The organism is Roseovarius sp. MBR-79, assembly GCF_053628555.1.
This window is the reverse complement of record NZ_JBRJGP010000006.1, coordinates 47610-69981: the sequence shown is the minus strand read 5'-3', so window position 1 is coordinate 69981 and position 22372 is coordinate 47610. Positions and strand designations below refer to the sequence as shown.

At 67.3% G+C, this 22372-nt stretch carries 22 protein-coding genes and 2 tRNA genes; 5 read left to right on the top strand and 19 right to left on the bottom strand.

The annotated features are described in order from the left end of the window. Positions 1-84: 84 nt before the first annotated feature. The 5 genes from ACSSV8_RS07785 to hemA all read right to left on the bottom strand — a co-directional run bounded on the left by ACSSV8_RS07785 (position 85) and on the right by hemA (position 5585). Positions 85-624 carry a GIY-YIG nuclease family protein gene (locus ACSSV8_RS07785; RefSeq protein ID WP_454282053.1) on the bottom strand — a complete coding sequence of 180 codons (540 nt, stop codon included), beginning with the start codon at positions 622-624 and terminating at the stop codon, positions 85-87. Next, positions 621-1766: a DNA cytosine methyltransferase gene (locus tag ACSSV8_RS07780; protein WP_454282052.1), complete on the bottom strand. Its 1146-nt coding sequence runs from the start codon at positions 1764-1766 to the stop codon at positions 621-623. Before ACSSV8_RS07780 ends, ACSSV8_RS07785 begins: the two co-directional genes overlap by 4 nt. Before the next feature lie 64 nt (positions 1767-1830). Beyond that, complete coding sequence (gene ispG, locus ACSSV8_RS07775; RefSeq protein WP_454282051.1) at positions 1831-2955, bottom strand: flavodoxin-dependent (E)-4-hydroxy-3-methylbut-2-enyl-diphosphate synthase; 1125 nt, start codon at positions 2953-2955, stop codon at positions 1831-1833. Between the two features lie 72 nt (positions 2956-3027). Further along, on the bottom strand, positions 3028-4239 hold the full coding sequence (locus ACSSV8_RS07770; protein ID WP_454282050.1) for a helix-turn-helix domain-containing protein: 1212 nt from the start codon (positions 4237-4239) through the stop codon (positions 3028-3030). Positions 4240-4355: 116 nt separating this feature from the next. Beyond that, on the bottom strand, positions 4356-5585 hold the full coding sequence (gene hemA, locus ACSSV8_RS07765; protein WP_454282049.1) for a 5-aminolevulinate synthase: 1230 nt from the start codon (positions 5583-5585) through the stop codon (positions 4356-4358). 211 nt (positions 5586-5796) lie between these two features. Between hemA and ACSSV8_RS07760 the strand changes: the two genes are divergently transcribed. Both ACSSV8_RS07760 and ACSSV8_RS07755 read left to right on the top strand, forming a co-directional pair. Continuing rightward, a complete protein-coding gene (locus ACSSV8_RS07760) occupies positions 5797-7173 on the top strand; it encodes a M20/M25/M40 family metallo-hydrolase (RefSeq protein WP_354538296.1) in 1377 nt (458 codons plus the stop codon). Further along, positions 7170-8024 (top strand): alpha/beta fold hydrolase, encoded by an 855-nt coding sequence (locus tag ACSSV8_RS07755; RefSeq protein ID WP_454282048.1) that lies wholly within the window; start codon positions 7170-7172, stop codon positions 8022-8024. The genes ACSSV8_RS07760 and ACSSV8_RS07755 overlap by 4 nt, the downstream gene beginning before the upstream one ends. Positions 8025-8102: 78 nt before the next feature. On the opposite strand, the gene ACSSV8_RS07750 is transcribed toward ACSSV8_RS07755, so the two are convergent. From ACSSV8_RS07750 to trkA, 6 genes are all read right to left on the bottom strand, one after another. Beyond that, positions 8103-8179 (bottom strand) — tRNA-Asp (locus ACSSV8_RS07750). A 33-nt stretch (positions 8180-8212) separates the two neighbouring features. After that, positions 8213-8289, bottom strand: a tRNA-Asp gene (locus ACSSV8_RS07745). A 112-nt stretch (positions 8290-8401) separates the two neighbouring features. Beyond that, complete coding sequence (gene hflX, locus ACSSV8_RS07740; protein ID WP_354538298.1) at positions 8402-9679, bottom strand: GTPase HflX; 1278 nt, start codon at positions 9677-9679, stop codon at positions 8402-8404. Continuing rightward, the gene (hfq, locus tag ACSSV8_RS07735; RefSeq protein ID WP_210876827.1) at positions 9676-9915 is read right to left on the bottom strand and encodes an RNA chaperone Hfq; all 240 of its coding nucleotides are present in this window, start codon (positions 9913-9915) and stop codon (positions 9676-9678) included. Before hfq ends, hflX begins: the two co-directional genes overlap by 4 nt. A 125-nt stretch (positions 9916-10040) precedes the next feature. Next, entirely contained in the window at positions 10041-11564 is a 1524-nt protein-coding gene (locus tag ACSSV8_RS07730; RefSeq protein ID WP_454282047.1) for a TrkH family potassium uptake protein, read from the bottom strand. Between the two features lie 4 nt (positions 11565-11568). Next, positions 11569-12948, bottom strand: a complete 1380-nt coding sequence (trkA, locus tag ACSSV8_RS07725) for a Trk system potassium transporter TrkA (RefSeq protein ID WP_354538300.1) — start codon at positions 12946-12948, stop codon at positions 11569-11571. Positions 12949-12980: 32 nt separating this feature from the next. On the opposite strand from trkA, the gene ACSSV8_RS07720 reads away from it, so the two are divergent. Together ACSSV8_RS07720 and ACSSV8_RS07715 are read left to right on the top strand one after the other, a co-directional pair. Next, positions 12981-13502 carry a hypothetical protein gene (locus ACSSV8_RS07720; protein ID WP_454282046.1) on the top strand — a complete coding sequence of 174 codons (522 nt, stop codon included), beginning with the start codon at positions 12981-12983 and terminating at the stop codon, positions 13500-13502. 234 nt (positions 13503-13736) lie between these two features. Beyond that, entirely contained in the window at positions 13737-14651 is a 915-nt protein-coding gene (locus ACSSV8_RS07715) for a LysR family transcriptional regulator (RefSeq protein ID WP_454282045.1), read from the top strand. Here ACSSV8_RS07715 and ACSSV8_RS07710 read toward each other — a convergent pair. The 8 genes from ACSSV8_RS07710 to ACSSV8_RS07675 all read right to left on the bottom strand — a co-directional run bounded on the left by ACSSV8_RS07710 (position 14637) and on the right by ACSSV8_RS07675 (position 21511). Beyond that, complete coding sequence (locus tag ACSSV8_RS07710) at positions 14637-15821, bottom strand: hypothetical protein (protein WP_454282044.1); 1185 nt, start codon at positions 15819-15821, stop codon at positions 14637-14639. The two genes, ACSSV8_RS07715 and ACSSV8_RS07710, sit on opposite strands and share 15 nt — an antisense overlap. Then, positions 15818-16468, bottom strand: coding sequence for a hypothetical protein (locus tag ACSSV8_RS07705; RefSeq protein ID WP_454282043.1), 651 nt, complete (start codon positions 16466-16468; stop codon positions 15818-15820). Before ACSSV8_RS07705 ends, ACSSV8_RS07710 begins: the two co-directional genes overlap by 4 nt. Continuing rightward, positions 16465-17352: a VWA domain-containing protein gene (locus tag ACSSV8_RS07700; protein ID WP_354538305.1), complete on the bottom strand. Its 888-nt coding sequence runs from the start codon at positions 17350-17352 to the stop codon at positions 16465-16467. The genes ACSSV8_RS07705 and ACSSV8_RS07700 overlap by 4 nt, the downstream gene beginning before the upstream one ends. Continuing rightward, positions 17349-18302, bottom strand: coding sequence for a VWA domain-containing protein (locus ACSSV8_RS07695; protein WP_454282042.1), 954 nt, complete (start codon positions 18300-18302; stop codon positions 17349-17351). The genes ACSSV8_RS07700 and ACSSV8_RS07695 overlap by 4 nt, the downstream gene beginning before the upstream one ends. After that, positions 18295-18663 (bottom strand): hypothetical protein, encoded by a 369-nt coding sequence (locus ACSSV8_RS07690; RefSeq protein ID WP_454282041.1) that lies wholly within the window; start codon positions 18661-18663, stop codon positions 18295-18297. The genes ACSSV8_RS07695 and ACSSV8_RS07690 overlap by 8 nt, the downstream gene beginning before the upstream one ends. After that, on the bottom strand, positions 18660-19553 hold the full coding sequence (locus ACSSV8_RS07685) for a DUF58 domain-containing protein (RefSeq protein ID WP_454282040.1): 894 nt from the start codon (positions 19551-19553) through the stop codon (positions 18660-18662). Before ACSSV8_RS07685 ends, ACSSV8_RS07690 begins: the two co-directional genes overlap by 4 nt. Next, complete coding sequence (locus ACSSV8_RS07680; protein WP_454282039.1) at positions 19550-20503, bottom strand: AAA family ATPase; 954 nt, start codon at positions 20501-20503, stop codon at positions 19550-19552. The genes ACSSV8_RS07685 and ACSSV8_RS07680 overlap by 4 nt, the downstream gene beginning before the upstream one ends. A 90-nt stretch (positions 20504-20593) precedes the next feature. Beyond that, positions 20594-21511, bottom strand: coding sequence for a hypothetical protein (locus ACSSV8_RS07675; RefSeq protein WP_454282038.1), 918 nt, complete (start codon positions 21509-21511; stop codon positions 20594-20596). A gap of 105 nt (positions 21512-21616) precedes the next feature. On the opposite strand from ACSSV8_RS07675, the gene ACSSV8_RS07670 reads away from it, so the two are divergent. Further along, positions 21617-22372 (top strand): SDR family NAD(P)-dependent oxidoreductase, encoded by a 756-nt coding sequence (locus tag ACSSV8_RS07670; RefSeq protein WP_454282037.1) that lies wholly within the window; start codon positions 21617-21619, stop codon positions 22370-22372.

The following is a 22372-nucleotide window of genomic DNA, read 5'->3' as shown; positions in this document are numbered from 1 at the left end:
CGCAGCCCGTCAAAGTAGCGAGTCATGCATTTGTAGCCACTTACTCCGCCGCCTGCGCGCTCTACGCTACATAGCGCCGGACCCTTAAAGAAAGGTTCGGTGATATTTGACCAAGCGCTCGAAATGAGCGTCAAGCGAGCGTTTGAGATGCGCCGCATCTTTCACATTCAAAATATAGTCGACCAACAGGTTATATTGCATGATCTGACGCGGCAGTCGCAAAGCGGGGTCTTGGCGATTGATGCGCTCATCCTCTTCGATGACTTGAATGACCTGTTTTTCGGGCACGTCAACCGGTTGATCCGGGACCAGCATGCCCTTGCCGTTCATCAACCTGACGCACGGATCAAACTCGTTGAACAGATGTGCTTCCAATCGCGCAATCTCGGACACATGCTTGACAGGCCAGGCCCATACATAGGCGATTTCCCAAACATCCACTTGTCGATTGGCAATCACATCCGACCGTGCCGAGGTCAAATGGCGGCGAACACGGGATCGGATTCCATCAACGGATTGCCCGACATAGATCGGAACGCCATCCAGATCACAAAGCGCGTAAACACCGATTTCATCAGTCAAGTCCCTCAGCGCGTCCCCGCTGAAAGACTGAACATTACTCACGCAACAGCCCTTTCCGCCGCAGTCTTGAGCAGGATCGGTTGAAAAAGATGCTCGTCCAGATGTTTCACGATGGGAACAACCACACCGTCTCCTGCGATCCGGTAGGCATCATTGTAACGATCGGGCATTCGATACGTCTTGGGCAGCCCCATAAGGCGGGCAACCTCGCGTCGCGACAACAGGCGCGCCTCGATCTTGTCTCCGCGAATAATCAGAATTGTTTGACGGGAAGAGCCCCCCGCCGGTGTTCGCAAACAACCCGCGATACCGTCAAACCGCACCTCCGCCCGCTGACGCACACGCCCGGACTCGTCGGGCCGCCCTCGCTTGTAGAGTGTTCCGACAACTGTCTGGCCTGCTCGCGTCGCCGCGGCGACCCGCGCAAGGCTCGGGGTTGACATCATCGAAAGCAAACGCCCGATCTGATCTTCGGTAAACCAGGATGTATCGGGGTCGGTGTCAAGAATGTTCTGCAAGTTTTCGCGCGATACGGTCGGGGGTGGCAGGCGAAACCACAACCAGTTTTTTCGTATCAATTGGCTGGACCTGTCATGGAAACGCCGCAGGCGTGGCGTGCAAAAAAAGCCAGCCGCTTGTGACTGACAAAGATCACCCACGTCCAGTTCCCCACGCACCGCGATCACGAAAAGACGCGGTCGGCTCTGCGGCACGAAATGACAGGCGTCGATTTCAAGTGCCCCGACCTTGTAGCCAACCGATATGAACGATCTCAGGATGTGATCAAGATCTCTGCCTGCGTCGCGCGACAACAGGCCCGTCACGTTCTCGAATGCAATCAGTCGCGGCGCAAATCCGGCGATAACAGCGGCGCGCACCTTTTCGAACCAAGGATTGAACACACCGCTCCGCGCCCCCCCAAGCCCTAAGCCCTTGCCGGCAAGGCTGAAATCCTGACACGGGCTTGACGCCCAGTAGAGATCGATGGGTTGCTTCAATACGTCCGGATCAAGTGCTGCCACATCCCCCTCGACAAGCCCTGCTGCGGACCAGTTGTCACGGTAGACCCGGCATTTCATGGCGTCGATGTCATTGGCGACAACGCATTGCCAACTCGTGTCAAGTGCTGCGCGCACCATACCACCGCCGCAAAAAAACTCGGCATACCTGGGCGGGTGATCCATATCGCACACCATATCTATGTCTACGAGCTGGAGTATGCCCTGTCGAGACTAAATAAACCTTAATCTATTCCGCCGCCTTCGCGCTTTCGGCCTCGATCTCCGCCGCGCGGCGCTCGACCTGTTCGACGATGTGCTCGATCATGCCGTCATTATCCATCCGGTGGCTCTGCTTGCCCGCAAGATAGACCATCCCGTTGCCCGCCCCACCACCGGTAAAGCCGACATCGGTCATCAGCGCCTCACCGGGGCCGTTGACCACGCAGCCGATGATCGACAGGCTCATCGGTGTCTTTATATGCGCAAGCCGTTCTTCAAGCCGTTCCACCGTGCGGATCACGTCAAAACCCTGCCGCGCGCAACTCGGGCAGGAAATGATATTCACCCCCCGATGCCGCAGCCCGAGCGCCTTGAGGATCTCATAGCCAACCTTCACCTCTTCCACCGGATCGGCCGAGAGGCTCACCCGGATCGTATCGCCGATCCCCGACCAAAGCAGGTTGCCCAGCCCGATCGCGCTCTTGATCGTGCCGGTCATCAACCCGCCCGCCTCGGTGATTCCGAGATGGATGGGCGCGTCCGTCGCCTCGGCCAGTTGCATATAGGCAGCGGCGGCCATGAACACGTCCGACGCTTTCACGCTGATCTTGAACTCGTGAAAATCATTGTCCTGAAGGATACGGATATGATCCAGCCCCGATTCCACCATCGCATCGGGACAGGGCTCGCCGTATTTGTCCAGAAGATGCTTTTCAAGACTTCCGGCATTGACGCCGATCCGCATGGAACAGCCGTGATCGCGCGCCGCCTGAATGACTTCGCGCACCCGTTCCGGGCTGCCGATATTTCCCGGATTGATCCGCAGACAGGCCGCCCCGGCCTCGGCGGCTTCAATCCCGCGCCGGTAATGGAAATGTATATCCGCCACGATCGGCACAGGACTTTCGCGCACGATATCCTTCAGCGCTTTCGCGCTTGCCTCGTCCGGCACCGAAACCCGCACGATATCCGCCCCCGCCTCGGCGGCGGCCTGAACCTGTGCCACGGTGCCCGCCACATCGGTCGTCAGTGTGTTGGTCATGGTCTGCACGGTGATCGGCGCATCGCCACCCACCGGGACCGGACCCACCATGATCTGACGCGATTTGCGGCGCTCGATATTGCGCCACGGGCGGATGGGATTGTGCGACATCGCTTAGCCCCGCTCGGTTGGGATGTTCTCTGCACCAGAGATAGCGCGCCATCTCCCGCACGGCAATCGTGCTCAGTCCTGCGTTGACTGCAACATGGCCGCCATGTGGCTCTGAAGATCGCGGTCGGCCTCCATGTCGGCGACGGCGAACCGCTCGACAAGATCACCGGCCTCAAGCGCCACGTTCGACGTAACCGCCCCGCGCTGGCCTGCCGGGCCGTAATGCGCCCCGTTCACGACGAAATAGACCGCCCCCGATTCACCGACCCGCAAGACCGGCGGTTCCTCGGTCGCGGGCACCTCATAGGTCTGCCCCGCGTTCAGGATACCCTCGAACAGGACCGAGCCATCCGCCCCGTTCACCCGCACCCATGCCGGACGCACCGCCAGAACCTGAACACCGGCACGGTCACTGGAAACGACCTGCGGTGACAGGGGCATGTCCGGGTCCATCTCCTGCGCCTCGCGCAACGCGAATGCGATGGCGCTCTCGCGGTCAGTTACCGGGGCGACGGGGCTCAACGTGCCGACCTCGCGCGGATCAAGCGTCGATATCGGCGCGTCACGCGCCACCATCACCGGCACATCAAGCGCCTTGGGGCGATAAAGCCTGCTCACCCGCTCCTCGCGCGGGGGCTGGAACACGCCCGCACCCTCCGCCACCTTCTCCCCGCGCGCGACCTGCGCCAGCGGGTCGAGATCAGCGAGCACGACGGGTGTGTTCTCCACCGGCACAAGCTGCACCTGCTGCACCTGTCGAAGCACGCTCCAGCCGCCATAGCCAATCGCCCCGATGAGAGCGACCAGCACCAGGGCCGATCCGACCGCCGCCGGTTCGATCCGCGCCAGAAAATTCTCGGTGGCCGGCAAAAACGGCGTGCCATTTCCCATCAGCGGGTCCTGAGCACGCGGTTTGGCGATCACATTCCGCTCGGCCGCACTGCGCGAGGAGGCCTCCTGCGACATGCCATGCGCGATGGAAAATCCCGATTCCGCACAAAAGGCGGCAAAGGCCTTGTCCGGGTCCATCCCGAGGTAACGCGCATAGGATCTCACGTAACCGGGGATGAAACCGGGGGTATCGAAGACGGAGGGATCCGCGTTTTCGATGGCGGCGACATAGTTGGCGCGGATCCGAAGCTCCCGCTCGACATCAAGCAGCGACTTTCCAAGCGTGGCCCGTTCGCCGCGCATCAGGTCGCCAAGACGCACCTCATAGGCATCAAAGCCACGAGTGTCGGCGTATTCAGCCTTTTCCTTGCGTGCGTTCCACCGCCCGATCATGCGCTCTTGTGCCTCTCGCGTGTCCCATGGCTTGGGGTTGGACTCTCGATTCGCCCCCTGCCCTTTTCTTTACGCCAGATTAACACATGACAATGACAATTGCACCCGTCGCAGCGTCATCCCGCCATTTCTGAGCGGTTGAGCGCGCAATGTGCCCAGAGATCGTCCATCGCCTGCACGAGCTTGTCCATCTCATCGGACCCGTGCACCGGCGAGGGGGTGAAGCGCAGCCGCTCGGTGCCCCGCGGCACGGTCGGGAAATTGATCGGCTGCACGTAGATGCCATACCTCTCGAGCAGCATGTCCGACAGCGCCTTGGTATGCACCGGGTCGCCCACGATCACCGGCACGATGTGGCTGCCATGGTCGATCAGCGGCAGGCCAAGCCCCTTGAGCCGGGTCTTGAGGATCCGCGCCTGCGTCTGATGGCGCTCGCGCAGCTTTTGTCCCTCGACCGTCTTGAGATACGCGACCGAGGCCGTGGCCCCCGCTGCCAACGCCGGGGCAAGCGAGGTCGAAAAGATGAACCCCGGCGCGTAACTGCGCACCGCGTCGCACATTTTCGCGGAGGCCGCGATATAGCCGCCCATCACGCCATAGGCCTTGGCCAGCGTGCCGTTGATGATGTCGAGCCGGTGCATCAGCCGGTCCCGCTCGCAAATCCCCGCGCCGCGCGGCCCATACATGCCGACGGCGTGCACCTCGTCGATATAGGTCAGCGCGCCGAACTCGTCGGCCAGATCACAGATCGCCTCGATGGGTCCGAAATCGCCATCCATCGAATAGACGCTCTCGAACGCGATGAGCTTGGGCACACCCGGATCGTCGGCTTGCAGCAATTCGCGCAGATGCGCCACGTCATTGTGGCGGAAAATCCGCTTGGCCCCGCCATTGCGCCGCACGCCCTCGATCATCGAGGCGTGGTTGAGCGCGTCCGAATAGATGATCAGGCCCGGAAACAACTTGGGGAGCGTCGAAAGCGTGGCGTCATTGGCGATATAGGCGCTGGTAAAAAGCAGCGCCGCCTCCTTGCCATGCAGGTCGGCCAACTCGGCCTCCAGCCGCTTGTGATAGACGGTCGTGCCGGAAATGTTGCGCGTGCCACCCGATCCCGCGCCGGTTGCATCAATCGCCTCGTGCATCGCGCGCAGCACCTCGGGATGCTGCCCCATGCCGAGGTAGTCATTGCCGCACCAGACGGTAATCGGCTGCTCGGCACCATCGGGCCGCCGCCAGAGCGCATGGGGAAAATTGCCGTTCTTGCGCTCGATGTCGATGAAGGTGCGATAACGCCCCTCCTCGTGCAGACGGTTGATCGCTTGATCGAGCCTGGCCGCGTAGTTCACTGGCATCTTCCTTCCGTTGGCGCGGGCGTGCCCGGCGCTGTGGCACCTTTCGGCCACTTCTGTCCTGTCGGGCACCATGTAAAAGCACCCGTCGCGTGACGCCAGATTACAAATTGCCGCCCCTGCCCTCCTTGACCTCGGTCAAACTCTGGACAGCACCGCCGCGCCTGATACCCTCGACCCGGACATATACCAAGCGCAAAGGCCCGTCATGACCCTCACCGCCACCCTCGCCCGCATCGACGACACCTTGCCCGAGGCGCTCGACCGCCTCCTGGAGCTGTTGCGCATCCCGTCGATTTCGACGGACCCGGCCTATGCCGCCCACTGCGATGCCGCCGCCGACTGGCTGGTGGCCGATCTGCAAAGCCTCGGCGTCAAAGCGGAAAAACGCGCCACCCCGGGCCGCGCGATGGTCGTGGGCCATATCGACGGCGACGGGCCCCACCTTCTCTTCTACGGCCATTACGATGTGCAACCCGTGGACCCGCTCGAGCTGTGGCACACCGATCCCTTTGCGCCCGAACTTCAGGACACCCCCCACGGAAAAGTGATCCGCGCGCGCGGCGCCTCCGATGACAAGGGCCAGCTCATGACCTTCATCGAGGCCTGCCGCGCGTGGAAAGCGGTCCACGGCAACCTGCCCTGCGCGATCACCTTCTTCTTCGAGGGCGAGGAGGAATCGGGCTCGCCCTCGCTCATCCCCTTCATGAAGGCCAATGCCGACGAGCTTTCCGCCGATCTGGCACTCATCTGCGATACCTCCATGGTTGCCCCCGGCATCCCCTCCATCGCCTCGCAACTCCGGGGCATGCTCAAGGACGAGTTCACCATTACCGGCCCCCGCATCGACCTCCATTCCGGCCATTACGGCGGCCCCGCGCTCAACCCGCTCCGCGAAATCTCCCGCCTCATCGCCACCTTCCACGACGATCAGGGCCGCGTCGCCGTCGAGGGCTTCTACGAGGGCGTGCACGAGGTGCCGGAGGACCTTTTGCGCCAATGGCAGAACAGCGGCTTTGACGAGCACGAATACCTCTCCTCGGTCGGCATGACCCGCGCCCATGGCGAGCAGGGCTATTCGACGCTGGAGCAGCAATGGGCGCGCCCGACGCTGGAAATCAACGGCCTCTGGGGCGGCTACCAGGGTGCCGGCACCAAGACGGTCATCCCGTCAGAGGCGCATTGCAAGCTCACCTGCCGCCTTGTCGGCGACATGGACCCCGACAGCCTGCGCCGCAAAATCCGCAAACATGTCGAGGAGCGGCTTTCGCCCGACGCGAAAATCACCTGGGACCAGAACCTTGACGGCTCTCCCGCCGCCGTGATGAACACCAACCGCCCCGAATTCGAGGCAGCGCGCCAGGCGCTTTCCGACGAATGGAACCGCGAGGCGGTCTTTACCGGCATGGGCGGTTCGATCCCCATCGCGGGGTTTTTCAAACAGATCCTCGGGCTCGACGCCATGCTCATCGGCTTCGCGCAAGAGGATGACGCCATCCATTCCCCCAACGAGAAATACAATGTCCAGAGCTTCCACAAGGGCATCCGAAGCTGGGCGCGCGTGCTGGACGCGCTCACGCGATGATCCCCGGCTTCACCGATCACCGGACGGACACGCTCGCCTTCAGCATCGGCGGCGACGGTCCGCCGCTCCTGCTCTTGCATGGCTTTCCCCAGACCCGCGCCATGTGGGCGCATATCGCCCCCGCCTTGGCGCGCACCCATACCGTGATCTGCCCCGACCTGCCCGGCTACGGGGCCTCGACCAAGCCCGAAGACCTCGCCGCCTACAGCTTCCGCGCCATGGCCCGAGAGATGACCTCCCTCATGGCCAGTCTCGGCCACGCAACCTTTGCCCTCATCGGCCATGACCGGGGCGCGCGGGTGGCGCATCGTCTGGCGCTTGATGCGCCCGACCGGGTAGCGCGTCTTGCGCTCCTCGACATCATCCCCACCCACACGCTGCTCTCGGACCTGCGCTGGCCGGTGGCGCGCGCCTATTACCACTGGTTCTTCCTCGCCCAGCCCGCGCCCTTTCCCGACCGCATGATCGCCGCCGACCCCGATCGCTATTTCGAATCCTGCCTGCTCGGCTGGGGCGGCGCGCAGCTCTCGGATTTCGACGCGACCCAACTCGCACAGTATCGCGCCGCCTGGCGCGATCCGGACACGATCCGCGGCATGTGCAACGATTACCGCGCCACGCTCGGCGATGACATGGCCGATGACAGCGCGGATGCGACGGCGCGCCTCGCCTGCCCCACGCTCATCCTCTACGGGGCGACGGGCGCCATGGCCAGACATTACGACGTGCCCGCCACATGGGCCCCGAAATGCACCGACATGCAGGCCCGTGCCATCACGGGCGGGCACTTCTTCCCCGATACCGCCCCCGAGGAGACCGCCGCCGCGCTGCTCGGGTTTCTGTCGCCCTGAGCTTCACTGTTCCAGAAATACTCAAATTCCCCGCGCACCACGGGCGCGCCGCCTCAGGGATCGGACAAAACGGGAAAATGGCGCGGTTGACGGGGCTCGAACCCGCGACCCCCGGCGTGACAGGCCGGTACTCTAACCAACTGAGCTACAACCGCGCAATGCGTCATCGGGATCGTTCGGGGCAGCGGTGGCGCGGTTGACGGGGCTCGAACCCGCGACCCCCGGCGTGACAGGCCGGTACTCTAACCAACTGAGCTACAACCGCTCGCTGCCCGCCCGATCCCTCGGACGTGTGGCGCTTCTAAGCGTCCCCCGCGCCCTCGTCAAGCGCCGCGCACGGCTTTTGGATATTTTCCGCAAAGGCCCGGTTTGCCGCCTCAAAGCGCGCGAAACCGCGCCTCGTCGCGCGCGCTCCAGCGCACGGTCAGATCGAAACCGTCCTCGCCCTGACGCTCGTCTTCGACAAGGTCCCTCTCGAAGAGCCAGGCGCGCCTGCGCCCCTCGTCGAACCCCAGATGCAGCTTGCTCAGATGGGTGACCTGCGCCAGCACCTCGCCGATCGCGGCAACAAGCGCCGCCAGCCCCTCGCCCGTCACAGCCGAGAGCGCGAGCACCCCTTCGCTGCGCGCCGCCTGCGTCAGCACCGTGTCATGCGCCCCCTCGTCCAGCCGGTCGATCTTGTTCCAGACCTCCAGACGCGGCACCGCCTCATCCACCCCGAGGCTTTCGAGGATCGCCGCGACATCATCCGCCTGCGCCTGCGTTTCGGGATGCGAGATGTCGCGCACATGCACGATGAGATCGGCGGCCAGCACCTCTTCCAGCGTGGCGCGAAACGCCGCCACCAGTTCGGTCGGCAGATCGCTGATGAACCCCACCGTGTCCGACAGGATCACCTCGGGGCCGCCACCCGGCAGGGCGACGCGCCGCATGGTCGGGTCGAGCGTGGCAAAGAGCATGTCCTTGGCCAGGACATCGGCCCCGGTCAGCCGGTTGAAGAGGGTCGATTTCCCGGCATTCGTATACCCCACCAGCGCCACGACGGGAAAGGGCACCTTGGCCCGCGCGGCGCGGTGGAGGGTGCGCGTGCGCGCGACCTTGTCGAGTTGCCGCCGCAGCCGCACAAGCTGCTCGTCGATGGCGCGCCGGTCCGCCTCGATCTGCGTCTCGCCGGGGCCGCCGACGAACCCGAGACCCCCGCGCTGCCGCTCAAGGTGGGTCCATGCCCGTACCAGCCGCGTGCGCTGATAGCTGAGCGCCGCCATCTCGACCTGAAGCACGCCCTCGCGCGTCGCCGCCCGATCACTGAATATTTCCAGGATCAGGCCCGTCCGGTCGAGGATCTTCACCTCCCAGAGCTTTTCAAGATTGCGCTGCTGCACCGGGCTGAGCGGACCATCGACCAGCACCAGTTCAGCCTCCGCCCCGGCAATCGCGGCGTGCAACTCCTCGCGCTTGCCCTTGCCGAAAAGCCTGCCCGCGTCGGGCTTGCGCAATCGCACGGCCACGGCGCCCACCACCTCCAGATCGGGCAGTGCGCGCGCCAGCGACACGGCCTCCTCCAGCGCAAGCGCGGGCTCACGGTCGCGTTCGGCACCGGCGATTTCAGGATGGATGACAAAGGCCCGCGTGATCGGGCGCGCGTGTTCCCTCAATTCTCGCCATCGCCTTCATAGAGCGAAACCGGCTGCGACGGCATGATGGTGGAAACCGCGTGCTTGTAGACAAGCTGCGATTGCCCGTCGCGGCGCAGCAGGATGCAGAAATTGTCGAACCACGTGATCACGCCCTGCAATTTCACGCCATTGATCAGGAAGATCGTGACCGGAATCTTGGTCTTGCGCACGTGGTTGAGAAAAGCGTCCTGCAAATTCTGACGATCCGAAGCCATTGCGTTCCCTGCCCTTGTTCTTGCTCGCGCCGCGTTTCGACGCGGAAATTCATCGCTGACGGGCCGAGTATGTCTTGCAACGGGCCGGGTTTCCAGCCCGAATTTCAATGCCCTGTCATGGGCGCTCACGTGCGCCAAGCCGCCGGGTTGAGCAGCGCGATCAGCGCCAGCGTCTCGACCCGCCCCAGCACCATCGCGCCCGCATAGATGATCTTGGCTCCCGCCCCAAGCTCCACAAGGCGGATCGGCACCTCGGCGGCGCTGTGGATCAGCGGCCCCGTGGACGAGAGCCCGGACAGGGCGACGATGAGCGCCGTCTCGAAATTGAGCCCCGCCAGCGAAAGACCGGCCGTCACCCCCGCCAGCGAGATCGCAAACAGCATGAAGAAAACCCATGCCACATAAGCCCCCTGCCGCCGGATGCGTCGCCCGGTATCAGAGGCGCGCCCCACCGAGGAGGGATGCACCAGCCGCTCCATCTCGCGCTGCGCGTGCAGATAGAGCGCGTAGACGCGCAAGAGCTTGACGCCGCCCGCCGTCGTGGCCACCCCGCCGCCCACCATCACCAGCCCGATGAGGATGAGGCCCGGCGTGCCCAGACCCGACCAGGCCCGCGCCGCCTGCCAGTCGGCACTCTCGAAACCGGTCGTCGAAAGGAAGGACAGCACCGTGAAGACCGCCCCCCAGAGCGCGTGCAGCGCCTCCGCAAAGGTCGCCCCCGCCTCGATGTCGATGGCCCCGATCCAGTGGCGCAGGAACAGGATCAGCGGCACCACCGCCACGATCAGCACCCCCAGCCGGAACTCGGGATCGTTGATCAGACCGGGACGCGCGGTCGGCACAGTGTCCGACGAGAATGTGAGCCGCGACAGTGCGAAGATGAAAAAGAGGAAGACCACCCCCTCGCCCACAAGCCCCGACGCCGCGTTCTGAAACCCGCCGATGGGAGAGATCCCGCTTGTCGCCAGCGTGGACATGGCATGGATGAGCGCCACGAAAGACCGCTCTCCCGTCGCCATCAGCGCGATCCACAGCACCAGCGTCAGCCCGCCATAGACCGGAACAAGCGTGCGCGTGGCGATTGCCAGCCGCCGCGCCGGGCGCGCGCGTTGAAACCGGCCCAGCACCGCGTCATCCTGCCCCGGCTCGGCGCGCACGGTGACCTCGAAGCCGCCAAGGCTCATGGGCGCCAGCACCGCGAAGGCGGACACCCAGATGAGCAGCCCCCCAGCCCAGCCCACCAGCCCGCGCCACAGATGAAGGCTTTCCTTGATGCGGCCCGTCGCGTCGAACATCGAGGCACCCGTGGTGGTCAGGCTCGACACCATCTCCAGCCAGGCATTCAGAAACGTGGTATTGCGCACCCCCAGATAAAACGGCAGGGCCAGATAGAGCGGCAGCACCAGATAGGCCAGCAGGAGCGAGGCGAGGTTCTGCACATCGGTCGGCTCGCGCGTGGCCACCCGGTTCGAGATCGCCAGCCCCAGACAGATCACCGCCGCAAGACCCAAGGCCCCCGAATAGAGGAACGCCCGCCCCACCTGACTGTTGCCCCGCATCGACGCATCGATGGCGGGCAGGAACATCATGAGCGCCGCCAGACCGCCGAGGATCAGGATCAAGGGAAATCGGAGGATCCGCGCGCTCATGGCATCAGAAATAATCGACCGAGACTTGCAACAGCCGCTCGACCGCCGCCACATCCGCCGCAAGCGCGAAAATCACGATGACATCGCCCGCCTCGACCCGAAGCCCGCCAGAGGGCTTGTGGATCTGTCCGCCCTTGCGCACGCCCCCCACAAGCACCCCCTCGGGAAAGTCGATGTCGCGCAACGCCGCGCCCGCGATGGAGGAGGTCGACAGCACCTCTGCCTCCAGAACCTCGCCCTCGGCGTCGCCGATCGAATAGACCCCGCGCACCCGCCCGTGCCGGATATGGCGCAGGATCGAGCTGACCGTGGTCGAGCGCGGGTTGATATAGGCGTCGATCCCCAAGGGCTCGAGCAGCGGCACGAGGGTGGGATCGTTGATCAGCGCGATGGCGAAGGGGCAGCCTTCGGACTTGGCGCGCACGGCGGCCAGCATGTTGGTCTTGTCGTCATCGGTGACGGCCAGAACCGCGTCGGCGCGCGCAATCCCCGCCTCGGCGAGAATCGCGGCGTTGAGCCCGTCGCCGTTGAGCACAATGGTCCGCTCCAGCGCATCCGCCGCAACCTCCGCGCGGGCGCGGTTCATCTCGATCACCTTGGCGCGGATGCGCCCGCCCTGCCGCTTTTCCAGCGACCGCGCCACCGACAGGCCGATATTGCCGCCGCCGATGATCACAACCCGCTCCTGCTTCTTCTGCGACTTGCCAAAGACCTCGAGTGTGCGCGGCACATCCTCCACCGGCGCAAAGAGGTAGGCCTCATCGCCCTCGAAAAGCTGATCCCCCGCCTCGGGCGCAAAGAGCCGCCCCTCGCGCCGCACCGCCAGCACCACCACCCGCAGCGTCGAAAAGAGATCGCTGAGCTGCCGCAAGGGCGTGTTGAGCACCGGGCAGTCCCCGTCAAGCCGCAGCCCCATGAGCTGCGCGGCCCCGTCCATGAAAAGCTCGGTATCGAAGGCCGCGGGCACCGACAGTCGCCGCAGCGCCGCCTGCGCCACCTCGCGCTCGGGGCTGATCATCACGTCGATCGGCATGTGGTCGCGGCGGTAAAGATCGGCATAGGCCGGATCGAGATAGGTCTGGCTGCGCAGCCGCGCGATCTTGCGCCGGATGCCAAAGACCGAATGCGCCACCTGGCAGGTCACCATGTTGACCTCGTCGGAATAGGTGGCGGCGATGATCATCTCGGCATCGCGCGCGCCCGCCTGGTCGAGCACATCCGGATAGGAGGCAAAGCCGATGATCCCGGCCACGTCGAGCGTATCGGTGGCGCGGCGCACCAGATCGGGGTTGCTGTCCACCACCGTCACGTCGTTGTTTTCGCCCGAGAGGTGCCGCGCGATCTGCCAGCCCACCTGACCGGCCCCGCAGATGATGACCTTCATGCCCTTCGCCCCGTCCTGACTGAGGCCGTTGCATGACAGAAGCCTCTAAACCGGTCAATCGCTTTGTCCCCGGCCATCTCTGCTGCTATTGTGCCGCCATGTCGCGCCTCATGCTCCTTCTTTGCCTCGTTGCCCTCACCGCCTGCGCGCCGCCGCCGCTCTTTCACAAGACCGGCGCGGGGCCCGATCAGGTCGCGGCGCTGCGCACGCGATGCGAGGTGGCGGCCTTGCGCGACGTGCCGCGCGACATCCGCACCACCTATGTGCCGCCACGGTATATCCCGCGCGTCCATCACGGGCCGCATGGCCGGTTTCATCGCGGATTCGTGCTGGTCGAACCGGGCCGCACCGAGAGCTACGACGCCAATGCCGATCTGCGCGCCCGCGTGGTGGATCAATGCATGGCAGAGGCCGGTTTCCGCCCCGTGCGCCTGCCCGCCTGCCCCCGCGACACGCCCGCGCCTGCGCCAGACAGCGCGCAACCGCCGCTTAACTCGACAAGCTGTGCGCGGCGCCTGCCGGATGGCGGCTGGCAGGTCGTGACCCCCGGATGACGCCCTACCCAAAGGGGCAGGTGGTTTCTGGCCGATCAGGCCCCTAAACATGCACACCGGGTTCATCATTGGGCCTCATTGTGTTAGCCTGTCATCAATCAGACAGTCCCGCTGAGCTCATATCGGCCTTGCATTGAAGGGCCTTGTTTTCAGCCTGCGTATCCTCATTTGCGTGCAAGTTTGCCGCAGCGCCGCACCCCGATGTCACACGAACCGAAAAGGATCATACCAGCCGTGCCCACGTCCCGCTCCGACCTCTCCTATGCCCGTCTTTTTGACGATCTGCGCGTTGCGCTCACGGTGCATCGCTGCGGCTCCATGACGCGCGCGGCGGTGGAACTGGACACGACCACCTCGACCGTGTCACGCCAGATCGCACGCCTGCGCGAGTCACTCGGCGTGTCACCCTTCATCAAGACCGAAGGCGACTGGCTGCTCAATCCCCGCATCACCGCGCTGATCGAGACGTTCGAACATGCCGACGGGGCCATCGCCTCGGAGATCGGGCGCCTGATCGACACCGATCCGGAGGCCCCGCGCGAGATCCGCATCGGTGCCATGCCCTCGGTCATAGTGGAGGTGCTCATCCCCGCGCTTGGCGCGCTGCGCAGTGCCGTGCCCGGCCTGCGTCCCGTTTTCGAGAACCGCATCCAGGAGGTCGGGCTGGGCATGTGCGACGTGGCGCTGGTCTTTACCCTGCCAGAGGGCGGACGGATCAAGACGCGCCGCTGCGGCAGCATCGCCTTCGGCCTCTACGCGCCATCCGGCTGGCAGCACGGGGACGGTTGGGTGAGCCTGACCGACCGCTACGCCGCCCGCTACTCCGAGGCGCGCGAAACCTGGTTCGGCACCGAACCCGCCCTCAAGGTCGATAGCTTCGCCCAGGCGGTCATGTCCATGCACACGCTTGGCCTTGCGGGCATCCTTCCGGTCGTGGTGGGGGCGTCCGAACCCGCGTTCGACCACATCCCCGGCAGCGGGCTTGACCTCACACGCGACCTTCACATGATCTATCACGAGAGCCGCAGCGAGGACTCCGACCTGCGCTGCGTGATCGACTGGATCTGCCGACAGACAGCGCGCCTTCCGGCCTTGCCCGAGCATGCGATGCGCAACCGGCAGACCCGGATTGTTTCAGTCAACTCCTGAAGCCGTCCAACCGCGTGACCGGGCCGCGCGCGCAAGGGTGACAAGGTCGGGTGCCCCCTGCGCGCGACCGAACACCGCCCCGTCGAGCCGGTCAAGAGCCGCCTGGCGCGCGCCGTCCGGCCCGTCCCGGGCGATCATTGCCGCCAGCGCACGACGCAAGCCCGCCGCATCCCCTGCCCGCGCCGCGCGCCGCGCCTGCCGTGCCAGCGGATCACCGGGCCGCCAGCGCCAGCCGCCGGGCCGCCACCCGGCCAGAACCAGCGCCAGCCCGGCCACGAACACCGCCAGCGCCACAAGCGCCTCGACCGCTCCGGGCAGCCGCGCAGGCGTGATCACAACGGCCTCGCGCGCCACCGGGACCACCGCGCCATAGGCCACGCGTTGCGCGCCGATCTCCACCCGCCGCGCCACCCGGTTCGCGCTGTCGAAATAGTCGAATGCCACCGGCTCCACGATGGCCGACACGCCGTTGCCGGGCCGGATCGTCCAGCGCCAGAAGGTGATCGTGACCGGCCCGCGCGCGGTGAGGTCCACCAGATGCTTGACCGGATGGGCAAAGACCCCGCCCGAGGGCGAGCGCAATTCCGGCATCGGCGGCACCATCCCCGGCAGCGCGCCAAGCGCCTCCAGCCGGATCACGCGCAACACCCCCTCGCCGGGGGCAAGCTGATCGGGCGGGTTCGACCACTCGTCGGTGATGCGCAACCCGCGCACCGGGAACCACTCGGCCAGCGGCACCGGCGCGGGCTGCACCGAGACACGCACCGGTTCGGAGGTCAGCGGGTAGTCAAACCACTTGTCACCCTCCCCGGTCAGCGTCAGCCGATGGGTGAAGGACCCGATCTCCAACTCCCCCGCCACCTCCGGGAAAAGCGCCATGCGCCGCCGGAACACCTTGACCGGCTGACCGCGCTCGCGCTCCTCATGCCAGCTATCGGGGCCAAGCTGCGTCCAGCCGAAACCGTCAAGCGCGGGCTGTTCCAGCTTTTCCAGCGTGATGTGGCGGCGATATCGGCCCTCGATGGTCAAAAGGATCATCTCGCCCGCATGGGGCACATGCGCGCTCTGCTCCACCGTCACGGTCAGGTCCAAATCGCCGGGGCGCACCTCGCGGGTCTGCGCCCATGCCCCGGTCGCACAGAGACACAGCAGAGCGATCAGCACCCTCATCGCCCCGCCTCCGCCTTGCGGCGTTTGTGCTCCTGCGCGATCCGGGCCTTGAGGTAATCGCCCGGCACATCGCGCAACTGCCGCAACCAGCGGTCATCGGCGGCAACATGGCTGTCGGCAAAGACCCGGCGCACCTCGTAGGGGCCGGTGCTGCGCAGCCGCGCGATGCCCGGGGTCGGTCCGCTATTGGTGCTGCCGTCGCCGGTGCCCGAGGCGCGCCCGTCGCCGCGCCCGATGGGCGCGGCCATCTCCGGCCCCTTGTCGCGCTTGGGGAAGGCCACGATCGTGGCGGGATCGAGGGCCGTTCCCGCGTAAAACGCCGCCAGCAGATCGAAATTCGCCGCCGCCTGCGCATCGCCCGCCGCGCGCCCCCGGTCATAGGCCTCCAGCGCCGCCGCAGGGTTGCCCCGCCGCAATTCCGCATTGCCGAGGTTGAGCATCATGCCCGCCGCCGCAAACTCCGCCGCCGCGCGGTCCATCTCGCCCGCGCGATACCACGCCACGCCCCGCCAGCCCGGCTCATCAAAGAGCGCCGCCGCCACGCGCGGCAGCCCGAGCGCCAGCGCCACCCGGCCAAAGGGTGCCGCCCCGCCAAGCGCCAGCGCCAAGCCGCCCGCCAGCAGCGTGATGACCGCCAGCGCCCTCATGTCCCCGCCCGCCGCATGAGGACCAGCAGCGGCAAGAGCGCCAGCGCCAGCAGATACCGCCCCAGATCGTGCCAGAAGAGCAGCCGGTAGCCCTGCCGCTCCAGCCGTGGCCGCGCGCTCTCGGACAGCCACTCCGCCAGCGCCCCGGCCGCCTGCGGCGCGAACACGCGGCCGCCGCCTGCCGCCAGAACCGCGCCCTCAGGCACGTCCGTGACGACCGAGACCCGCGCCCCCGCCCCGGCGATTTGTGCCGCCTCCGCCAATGCCCGCGCGTCAACCCCCGCGCCGCCGGTCACAAGCACCACGTCGCCCGCCAGCACCTCGGCCAGCCGCAACCGCTCCTGCGCCAGCGCCAGCGCGCGCGCCGGGGCCGCGCCCGCATCGGGCACCGTTTCGGCGTCGAGCACAAGAAGCGTCTGCGCCAGTTCGCGGTGATCGGCGCTCATGTCGAGCGCCGTGTAGGCATCGCCCGCATAGACGATCAGGCCTGCGGGCCGCGCACCAAGCCCCGTCACCGCCAGTTGCACCGCCGCCAGCATGTCGGGCCAGCCGGGACCGTCGGCAAAGCCCGCCGAGAGGTCCACCACGAAAAGCACCCCGTCGAGATTGCGATAGGAGACCGCATCGCGCCGCTCCACCGCCGGACCCGCCAGCGCGAGCACCAGAAGCGCCGCCAACGCCAGCGCGGCGACGAGGCGCGCGCGCCCGGTGCCTTGTGCCACGCGCCCCATCACGGCCATCGCCGCCAACAGGCCGGGATCGGCCACGCGCCCCCAGTCGCCCGCCGCCCCCCGCCGCCGCCAGAGCCAGAGCGCCAGAAGCCCGAGCGCGGGCAGCGCCCAGAGCCAGCCGGGATGCAGAAACGTCACCGCAAGCGCGCTCATCCCGGCCCCCGCCACAGCATCGCCAGCGTCAGAAAAAGCGCAGCCCCCGCAGGCCAGCGCCACCAGTCGCGGTGAACCTCGGCCGCAAGACCCGCGCTCTCGGTCGCCTCCAGCCGGTCGAGCGCCGCGCCCACGGCCTCCAGATCGGCCATGTCGCGCACCCGGAAATAGCTGCCGCCCGAAACCTCGGCGATGGCGCGCAGCGTGGCGGCATCGACCACGCCGCGCTCGCCCGCCTCGGCGCTCTCGATATCCTTGGGGCCAAGCGCGATGGTATGCACCCGCACCCCCATCCGCTCCGCAAGAGACGCCACGCCGCGCGGATCGGTTTGCCCCGCGTTGTTCTCGCCATCCGACAGCAGGATCACCACGCGCGATGCGGCCTCCGACCCGCCCAGCCGCTTGAGCGCAAGGCCAAGGCCGTCGGAGATGTTCGTCGCGCGCCCGGAAATGCCGATCTCTGCCTGCTCGATGCGCCGCGCGACGGCCTCGACATCATGGGTGAAGGGCGCGGCGACATAGGCCTCGGAGCCGAAGAGAACAAGCGCCACGCGGTCCCCGCCGCGACGGCGCAGGAACTCGGCACCGGTCTTGCGCACGGCCTCCAGCCGACTGATGTCCGCGCCGTCGAGATGAAAATCCGTGCGCACCATGGAGCCCGACAGATCGAGCACCACCGCCAGATCGCGCCCGCTCAGCCTGAGCGCGCGCAACGGGTTCAGATCGCGCGGGCCGGCCAGCGCCAGCACCACGAGGCCCCAGATAATCCACGGCAAAACCGCGCCGCCACGCGCCCGCCCCATGCCCCGCGACGCGCGCGCCAGATCGGCCCCGATGCGCCCCGGCACCATCAGCCAGCCCGCGCCATTCGCGCGCGGAGGCAGCAGGCGGCGCAAGAGCCAGGGCAGCGGCAGCAGGGCCAGCGCCCAGGGCGCGGCCAGCTCACCCATGGCGGCGCAGCGCCGCTTCGAGCGCGTCAAGATCGAGGGCGGCATCGCGTCGGTAGAGCGTCGGTTTTAGGGCGGTATATTTTTCCGGCCAGTGATCGCGCAGCAGATGCAGAAGCGCCACACGCCGCGCCGCCGCATCCTGCCCCTTGAGCGCCTCTAGCCGATCAGCGAGCGTCGGCGCGCGCGGCCCCTGCCGCCGCCGCGCCAGCAGCCGCATCAGCCCCGCCACCCCGAGCGCCAGTGCCGCGCCAAGTGCTGTCGCCGCCGCCAGATCGGCAGGCGCGCCGCCCGCTGCGGCCTCGGGCAGGCGGATGTCGTGGAGGGCGGCCAGCATCGCCGCCTCGTCAATCGCCCCGCTCATGGCTGCCGCGCCTCTGCCGCCAGCCGCCGCGCGGTGAGCGCGGGGCGCGCGCCCGCGTCGAGCACCAGCGCGCTTTGCCCGGCGATGTCGGTCCGGTCGGGCAGCGGTTCGCACTCCCCCGCCCCCAACCGCAGCGTCACGGGCGCGCCGCCCATGGGCCGGATCGGATAGCGTCCGGGCGGCAAGCGCCCGGCCAGCGCCTCGGTCACCAGAAGAAGCCGCAACGCGCGCCTGCGCCCGAGCGCGCCCAGCCGGTCGGCCAGCCCCTCGCCGGGGGCCTCGAACCCCGAGGCGAGCACGATCTCGGCCCCGGTCGGGGCGAGCCGCGCCGCCTGTTCCAGCATCGCGTCCAGCGCCGGGTCCCCGGCCCCGTCCCGCCCCGCCGCCAGCGCGGCCGCGTGCGCGCGCACCATAGTGCCGATCACCTCCAGCATGCCGCGCGCGCGGCCCCTCGGGCGCACCACCTCGGCCCCGGCGGCGCTCAGCGCCAAAAGCCCCACGCGCCCGCCCTCCTCGACCGTCTGCCAGCCGATCAGCGTCAGCGCCTCGGCGGCGGCGACCGACAGAAAGGCGCGCCCCACCCCCCAGAACATCGAGGGGCGGAAATCGGCCACCAGAAGGGTCACGCGGTCGCGCTCGGCGCTGAACTCGCGCAGATGAAGCCGCCCGGTGCGCGCGCTCGTGCCCCGGTCGATGCGGCGGATATCGTCGCCGGGCACATAGGCGCGCGTGCCCGCCATCTCGAGCCCCTGCCCGCGCGCGCGCACGGCCACCCCCCCCGGTAGCGCCGCCGTCACCGACGCACGGCGCGCCGCCAGCGCCTCGTGGCGCAGCGCGATCAGCGTCTCGGCGGCAAGCGCCACGCCGGGGGCGTCGAGCGGCGCGCTCACAGCGGCTCTACCTTTGCCAGCAGATCGGCCACCACCGCGCGCGGCGCGCGCCCCTCGGCCACCGCCGACCAGCGCAGCACCATCCGGTGCGCCAGCGCGTCGGGGGCAAGCTCCGCCACATCCTCGGGGAGCGCGTGATCGCGGCCCCGAAGCCAGGCGCGCGCCCGCGCCGCCGCCGCCAGCGCCAGCGAGCCGCGCGGCGAGACGGCATGTTCGATCCCGGCGGCAAGCGGCCCCTCGCGCGTGGCCATCACCAGCCGGACGATGTAATCGCGCAGTTCGGGTGCCAGATGCACCGAGGCCGCCTCCTGCTGCGCCATCGCCAATGTGGCGGGGTCGAGCGCGGGGGGCCTCGCTGCGGCCGGCCCCGCCATGCTCTCGGCCTCGACCAGATCGAGGATGCGCCGCTCGGTTTCGGCATCGGGCAGATGCAGCACGGTATAGAGCAGGAAACGGTCAAGCTGCGCCTCGGGCAGCGGAAAGGTGCCGTCATGCTCGATCGGGTTCTGCGTGGCCACCACAAGGAAGGGTGCTGGCAGGCGGTGCGTCTCGCCGCCTGCCGTCACCTGCCCCTCGGCCATCGCCTCCAGAAGCGCCGATTGCACCTTGGGGGGTGCCCGGTTGATCTCGTCGACCAGCACGAGATTGCTGAAGACCGGGCCGGGCAGAAACTCGGTCGTGCCGTCATGGGGGTGATAGACCGGCGTGCCGGTCAGATCCGACGGCACCAGATCGGGCGTGCACTGGATGCGCGCGAAACGTCCCGAGACGCCTGCCGCCAGCGCCTTGACCGCGCGGGTCTTGGCAACGCCGGGCGGTCCCTCGATGAGCAGGTGACCACCCGCCACGAGCGCAATCATCAGCCGCTCGATCAGCCGCTCCTGTCCCGCCAGCGCGCCGCCGAGCGCGCCCTTGAGCGCGGTCATCCGCTCCTGTGCCGCTGATGCCATGCGCGCCCTCTCCGATTCTGCGGCCCGCTGCGGGGCGTCGCCGATCACGCTAGCGCCAAAGACGGGCAGCGGCAAAGACCGCCCTTGGTCTTAATCCGCGACGGGGCGGCAGGCGGGATCGAGCAGCGGGGCAAAGCGCGCGTCCTGCATGGTGGCCTCTGCGCGCGCGCGCAGGTCCGCGAACTCCGCCTTGATGAAGGCAACGAAATCCGGGCCGTTGGTCTCGGTCACCGGGGCCTCGGCCACGGCGTGCAGCATCAGGATATCAAACGGGCAGAGCGCGGGCGGGTTGCTGGCCAGAAGCGCGCGGCGATATTCCGGCGTGCCCGGCAGGGGGCGGCGCACCATGCGCAGGGGGCGCTCTTCCAGCTTCGACAGATAGGGCGTGCGCGCGTCGAGATGCAGGATATCCATGCCGAAGGTGAAGGCCTGAAACATCTCCTCGATCAGGATCGAGCGGAAATAGCGCGCATCGGTGGCGTTGCCCGCACCCGCCGCCTGTTCCACGAGGATATGCGTGACCGCGCCCCGCCGCCCGAAAAACGTCTGCACCATGGCCGGGGCGGTTGCCGTCCAGTCATGGCGCGGCGGCAGGCCGAGGGCAAAGCGCGCCTCCATCCAGGCGATATCGCGGGTTATTCCCGTCTCGGGCCCCGTGCCCGAGCGCAGCCGCAACAGGACCTGCGCGGTCTCGGGGCAGTCCTGCGCCCCGTCCGCTGCGATCAGGCGCGGGGTGTGCGCATGGACATGCCCCAGAAGCGCCGTGAAGGCGTCGAGGATGGCGCGGGTCTCGGGGCGTGGGGCCTCCCCCACAACACAGATATCGGACCGGGCCAGCGCGCGCCCGCTGATCTGCACCGGGATCGACAGGTCACGGCCCACCATGGTCTCGCGCAACTCATAGCTCCAGCCGCGCCGCGCCATGTCAAGCCACTCGGCCTCCTGCGCGACGATGGGCGCAGGCAGGCAGAGCAGCAGAGTGACGAATGAGGCGCGCAAAACCATCACTGGCAGGATAGACCGGCCGCATCCCCTGTCCAGCCCGCCATTTGGGTTTTGACAGGGCGGTGCGGGCGCGGTATTGAACATACGTTCATTTAATGGAGGTCCCCCATGCGCATCACCGACACAGCCGCGATCATCACCGGCGGGGCTTCGGGGCTTGGCGAGGCGACGGCGCGGCACTTTCGAGCCCAGGGCGCGGAGGTGACGATTCTCGACCGCGACGGCGCGCGCGGCGCGGAGGTGGCCGCCGAAATCGGGGCGAGTTTTGCCGAGACGGATGTGACCGATGAAGCCTCGGTCGCCGCCGCCATTGCCGCGGCCAAATCCGCCATGGGCCGGATCACGGCGGTGATCAACTGTGCGGGCGTCGCCACCGGGGCCAAGGTGCTCGGGCGCGACGGGCCGCACCCGCTCGATGCCTTCCGGCGCACGCTCGACATCAACCTTGTCGGCACGTTCAACGTCGCGCGCCTTGCCGCCGCAGAAATGGCCAGGAACGCACCCGACGCGGACGGCGCGCGTGGCGTGATCGTCAACACCGCCTCGATCGCGGCCTTCGACGGGCAGAAGGGTCAGGCCGCCTATGCCGCCTCCAAGGGCGGGATCGTGGGGCTCACGCTGCCGATGGCGCGGGATCTGGCGCGCGAGGGCATCCGCGTGATGGCCATTGCGCCGGGGATATTCTCCACGCCGATGATGCGCGGCCTGCCGCAAGAGGTGCAGGACAACCTTGCCGCCGAGGTGACCTTTCCCAAGCGGCTCGGCGATCCGGCGGAATATGCGCGGCTTGCGGCCTTCATCGTGGACTGCGGCTATCTCAATGGCGAGGTGATCCGCCTCGATGGCGCGCTCAGGATGCAGTGA

Bases quoted from the DNA above. Each gene is read 5' to 3' on its own strand.
- ACSSV8_RS07780 (WP_454282052.1), bottom strand. From the start codon at position 1,766: ATGGATCACCCGCCCAGGTATGCCGAGTTTTTTTGCGGCGGTGGTATG.
- ispG (WP_454282051.1), bottom strand. From the start codon at position 2,955: ATGTCGCACAATCCCATCCGCCCGTGGCGCAATATCGAGCGCCGCAAA.
- ACSSV8_RS07770 (WP_454282050.1), bottom strand. From the start codon at position 4,239: ATGATCGGGCGGTGGAACGCACGCAAGGAAAAGGCTGAATACGCCGAC.
- ACSSV8_RS07760 (WP_354538296.1), top strand. From the start codon at position 5,797: ATGACCCTCACCGCCACCCTCGCCCGCATCGACGACACCTTGCCCGAG.
- ACSSV8_RS07755 (WP_454282048.1), top strand. From the start codon at position 7,170: ATGATCCCCGGCTTCACCGATCACCGGACGGACACGCTCGCCTTCAGC.
- hfq (WP_210876827.1), bottom strand. From the start codon at position 9,915: ATGGCTTCGGATCGTCAGAATTTGCAGGACGCTTTTCTCAACCACGTG.
- ACSSV8_RS07730 (WP_454282047.1), bottom strand. From the start codon at position 11,564: ATGAGCGCGCGGATCCTCCGATTTCCCTTGATCCTGATCCTCGGCGGT.
- trkA (WP_354538300.1), bottom strand. From the start codon at position 12,948: ATGAAGGTCATCATCTGCGGGGCCGGTCAGGTGGGCTGGCAGATCGCG.
- ACSSV8_RS07720 (WP_454282046.1), top strand. From the start codon at position 12,981: ATGACAGAAGCCTCTAAACCGGTCAATCGCTTTGTCCCCGGCCATCTC.
- ACSSV8_RS07710 (WP_454282044.1), bottom strand. From the start codon at position 15,821: ATGAGGGTGCTGATCGCTCTGCTGTGTCTCTGTGCGACCGGGGCATGG.
- ACSSV8_RS07705 (WP_454282043.1), bottom strand. From the start codon at position 16,468: ATGAGGGCGCTGGCGGTCATCACGCTGCTGGCGGGCGGCTTGGCGCTG.
- ACSSV8_RS07700 (WP_354538305.1), bottom strand. From the start codon at position 17,352: ATGAGCGCGCTTGCGGTGACGTTTCTGCATCCCGGCTGGCTCTGGGCG.
- ACSSV8_RS07695 (WP_454282042.1), bottom strand. From the start codon at position 18,302: ATGGGTGAGCTGGCCGCGCCCTGGGCGCTGGCCCTGCTGCCGCTGCCC.
- ACSSV8_RS07690 (WP_454282041.1), bottom strand. From the start codon at position 18,663: ATGAGCGGGGCGATTGACGAGGCGGCGATGCTGGCCGCCCTCCACGAC.
- ACSSV8_RS07680 (WP_454282039.1), bottom strand. From the start codon at position 20,503: ATGGCATCAGCGGCACAGGAGCGGATGACCGCGCTCAAGGGCGCGCTC.
- ACSSV8_RS07670 (WP_454282037.1), top strand. From the start codon at position 21,617: ATGCGCATCACCGACACAGCCGCGATCATCACCGGCGGGGCTTCGGGG.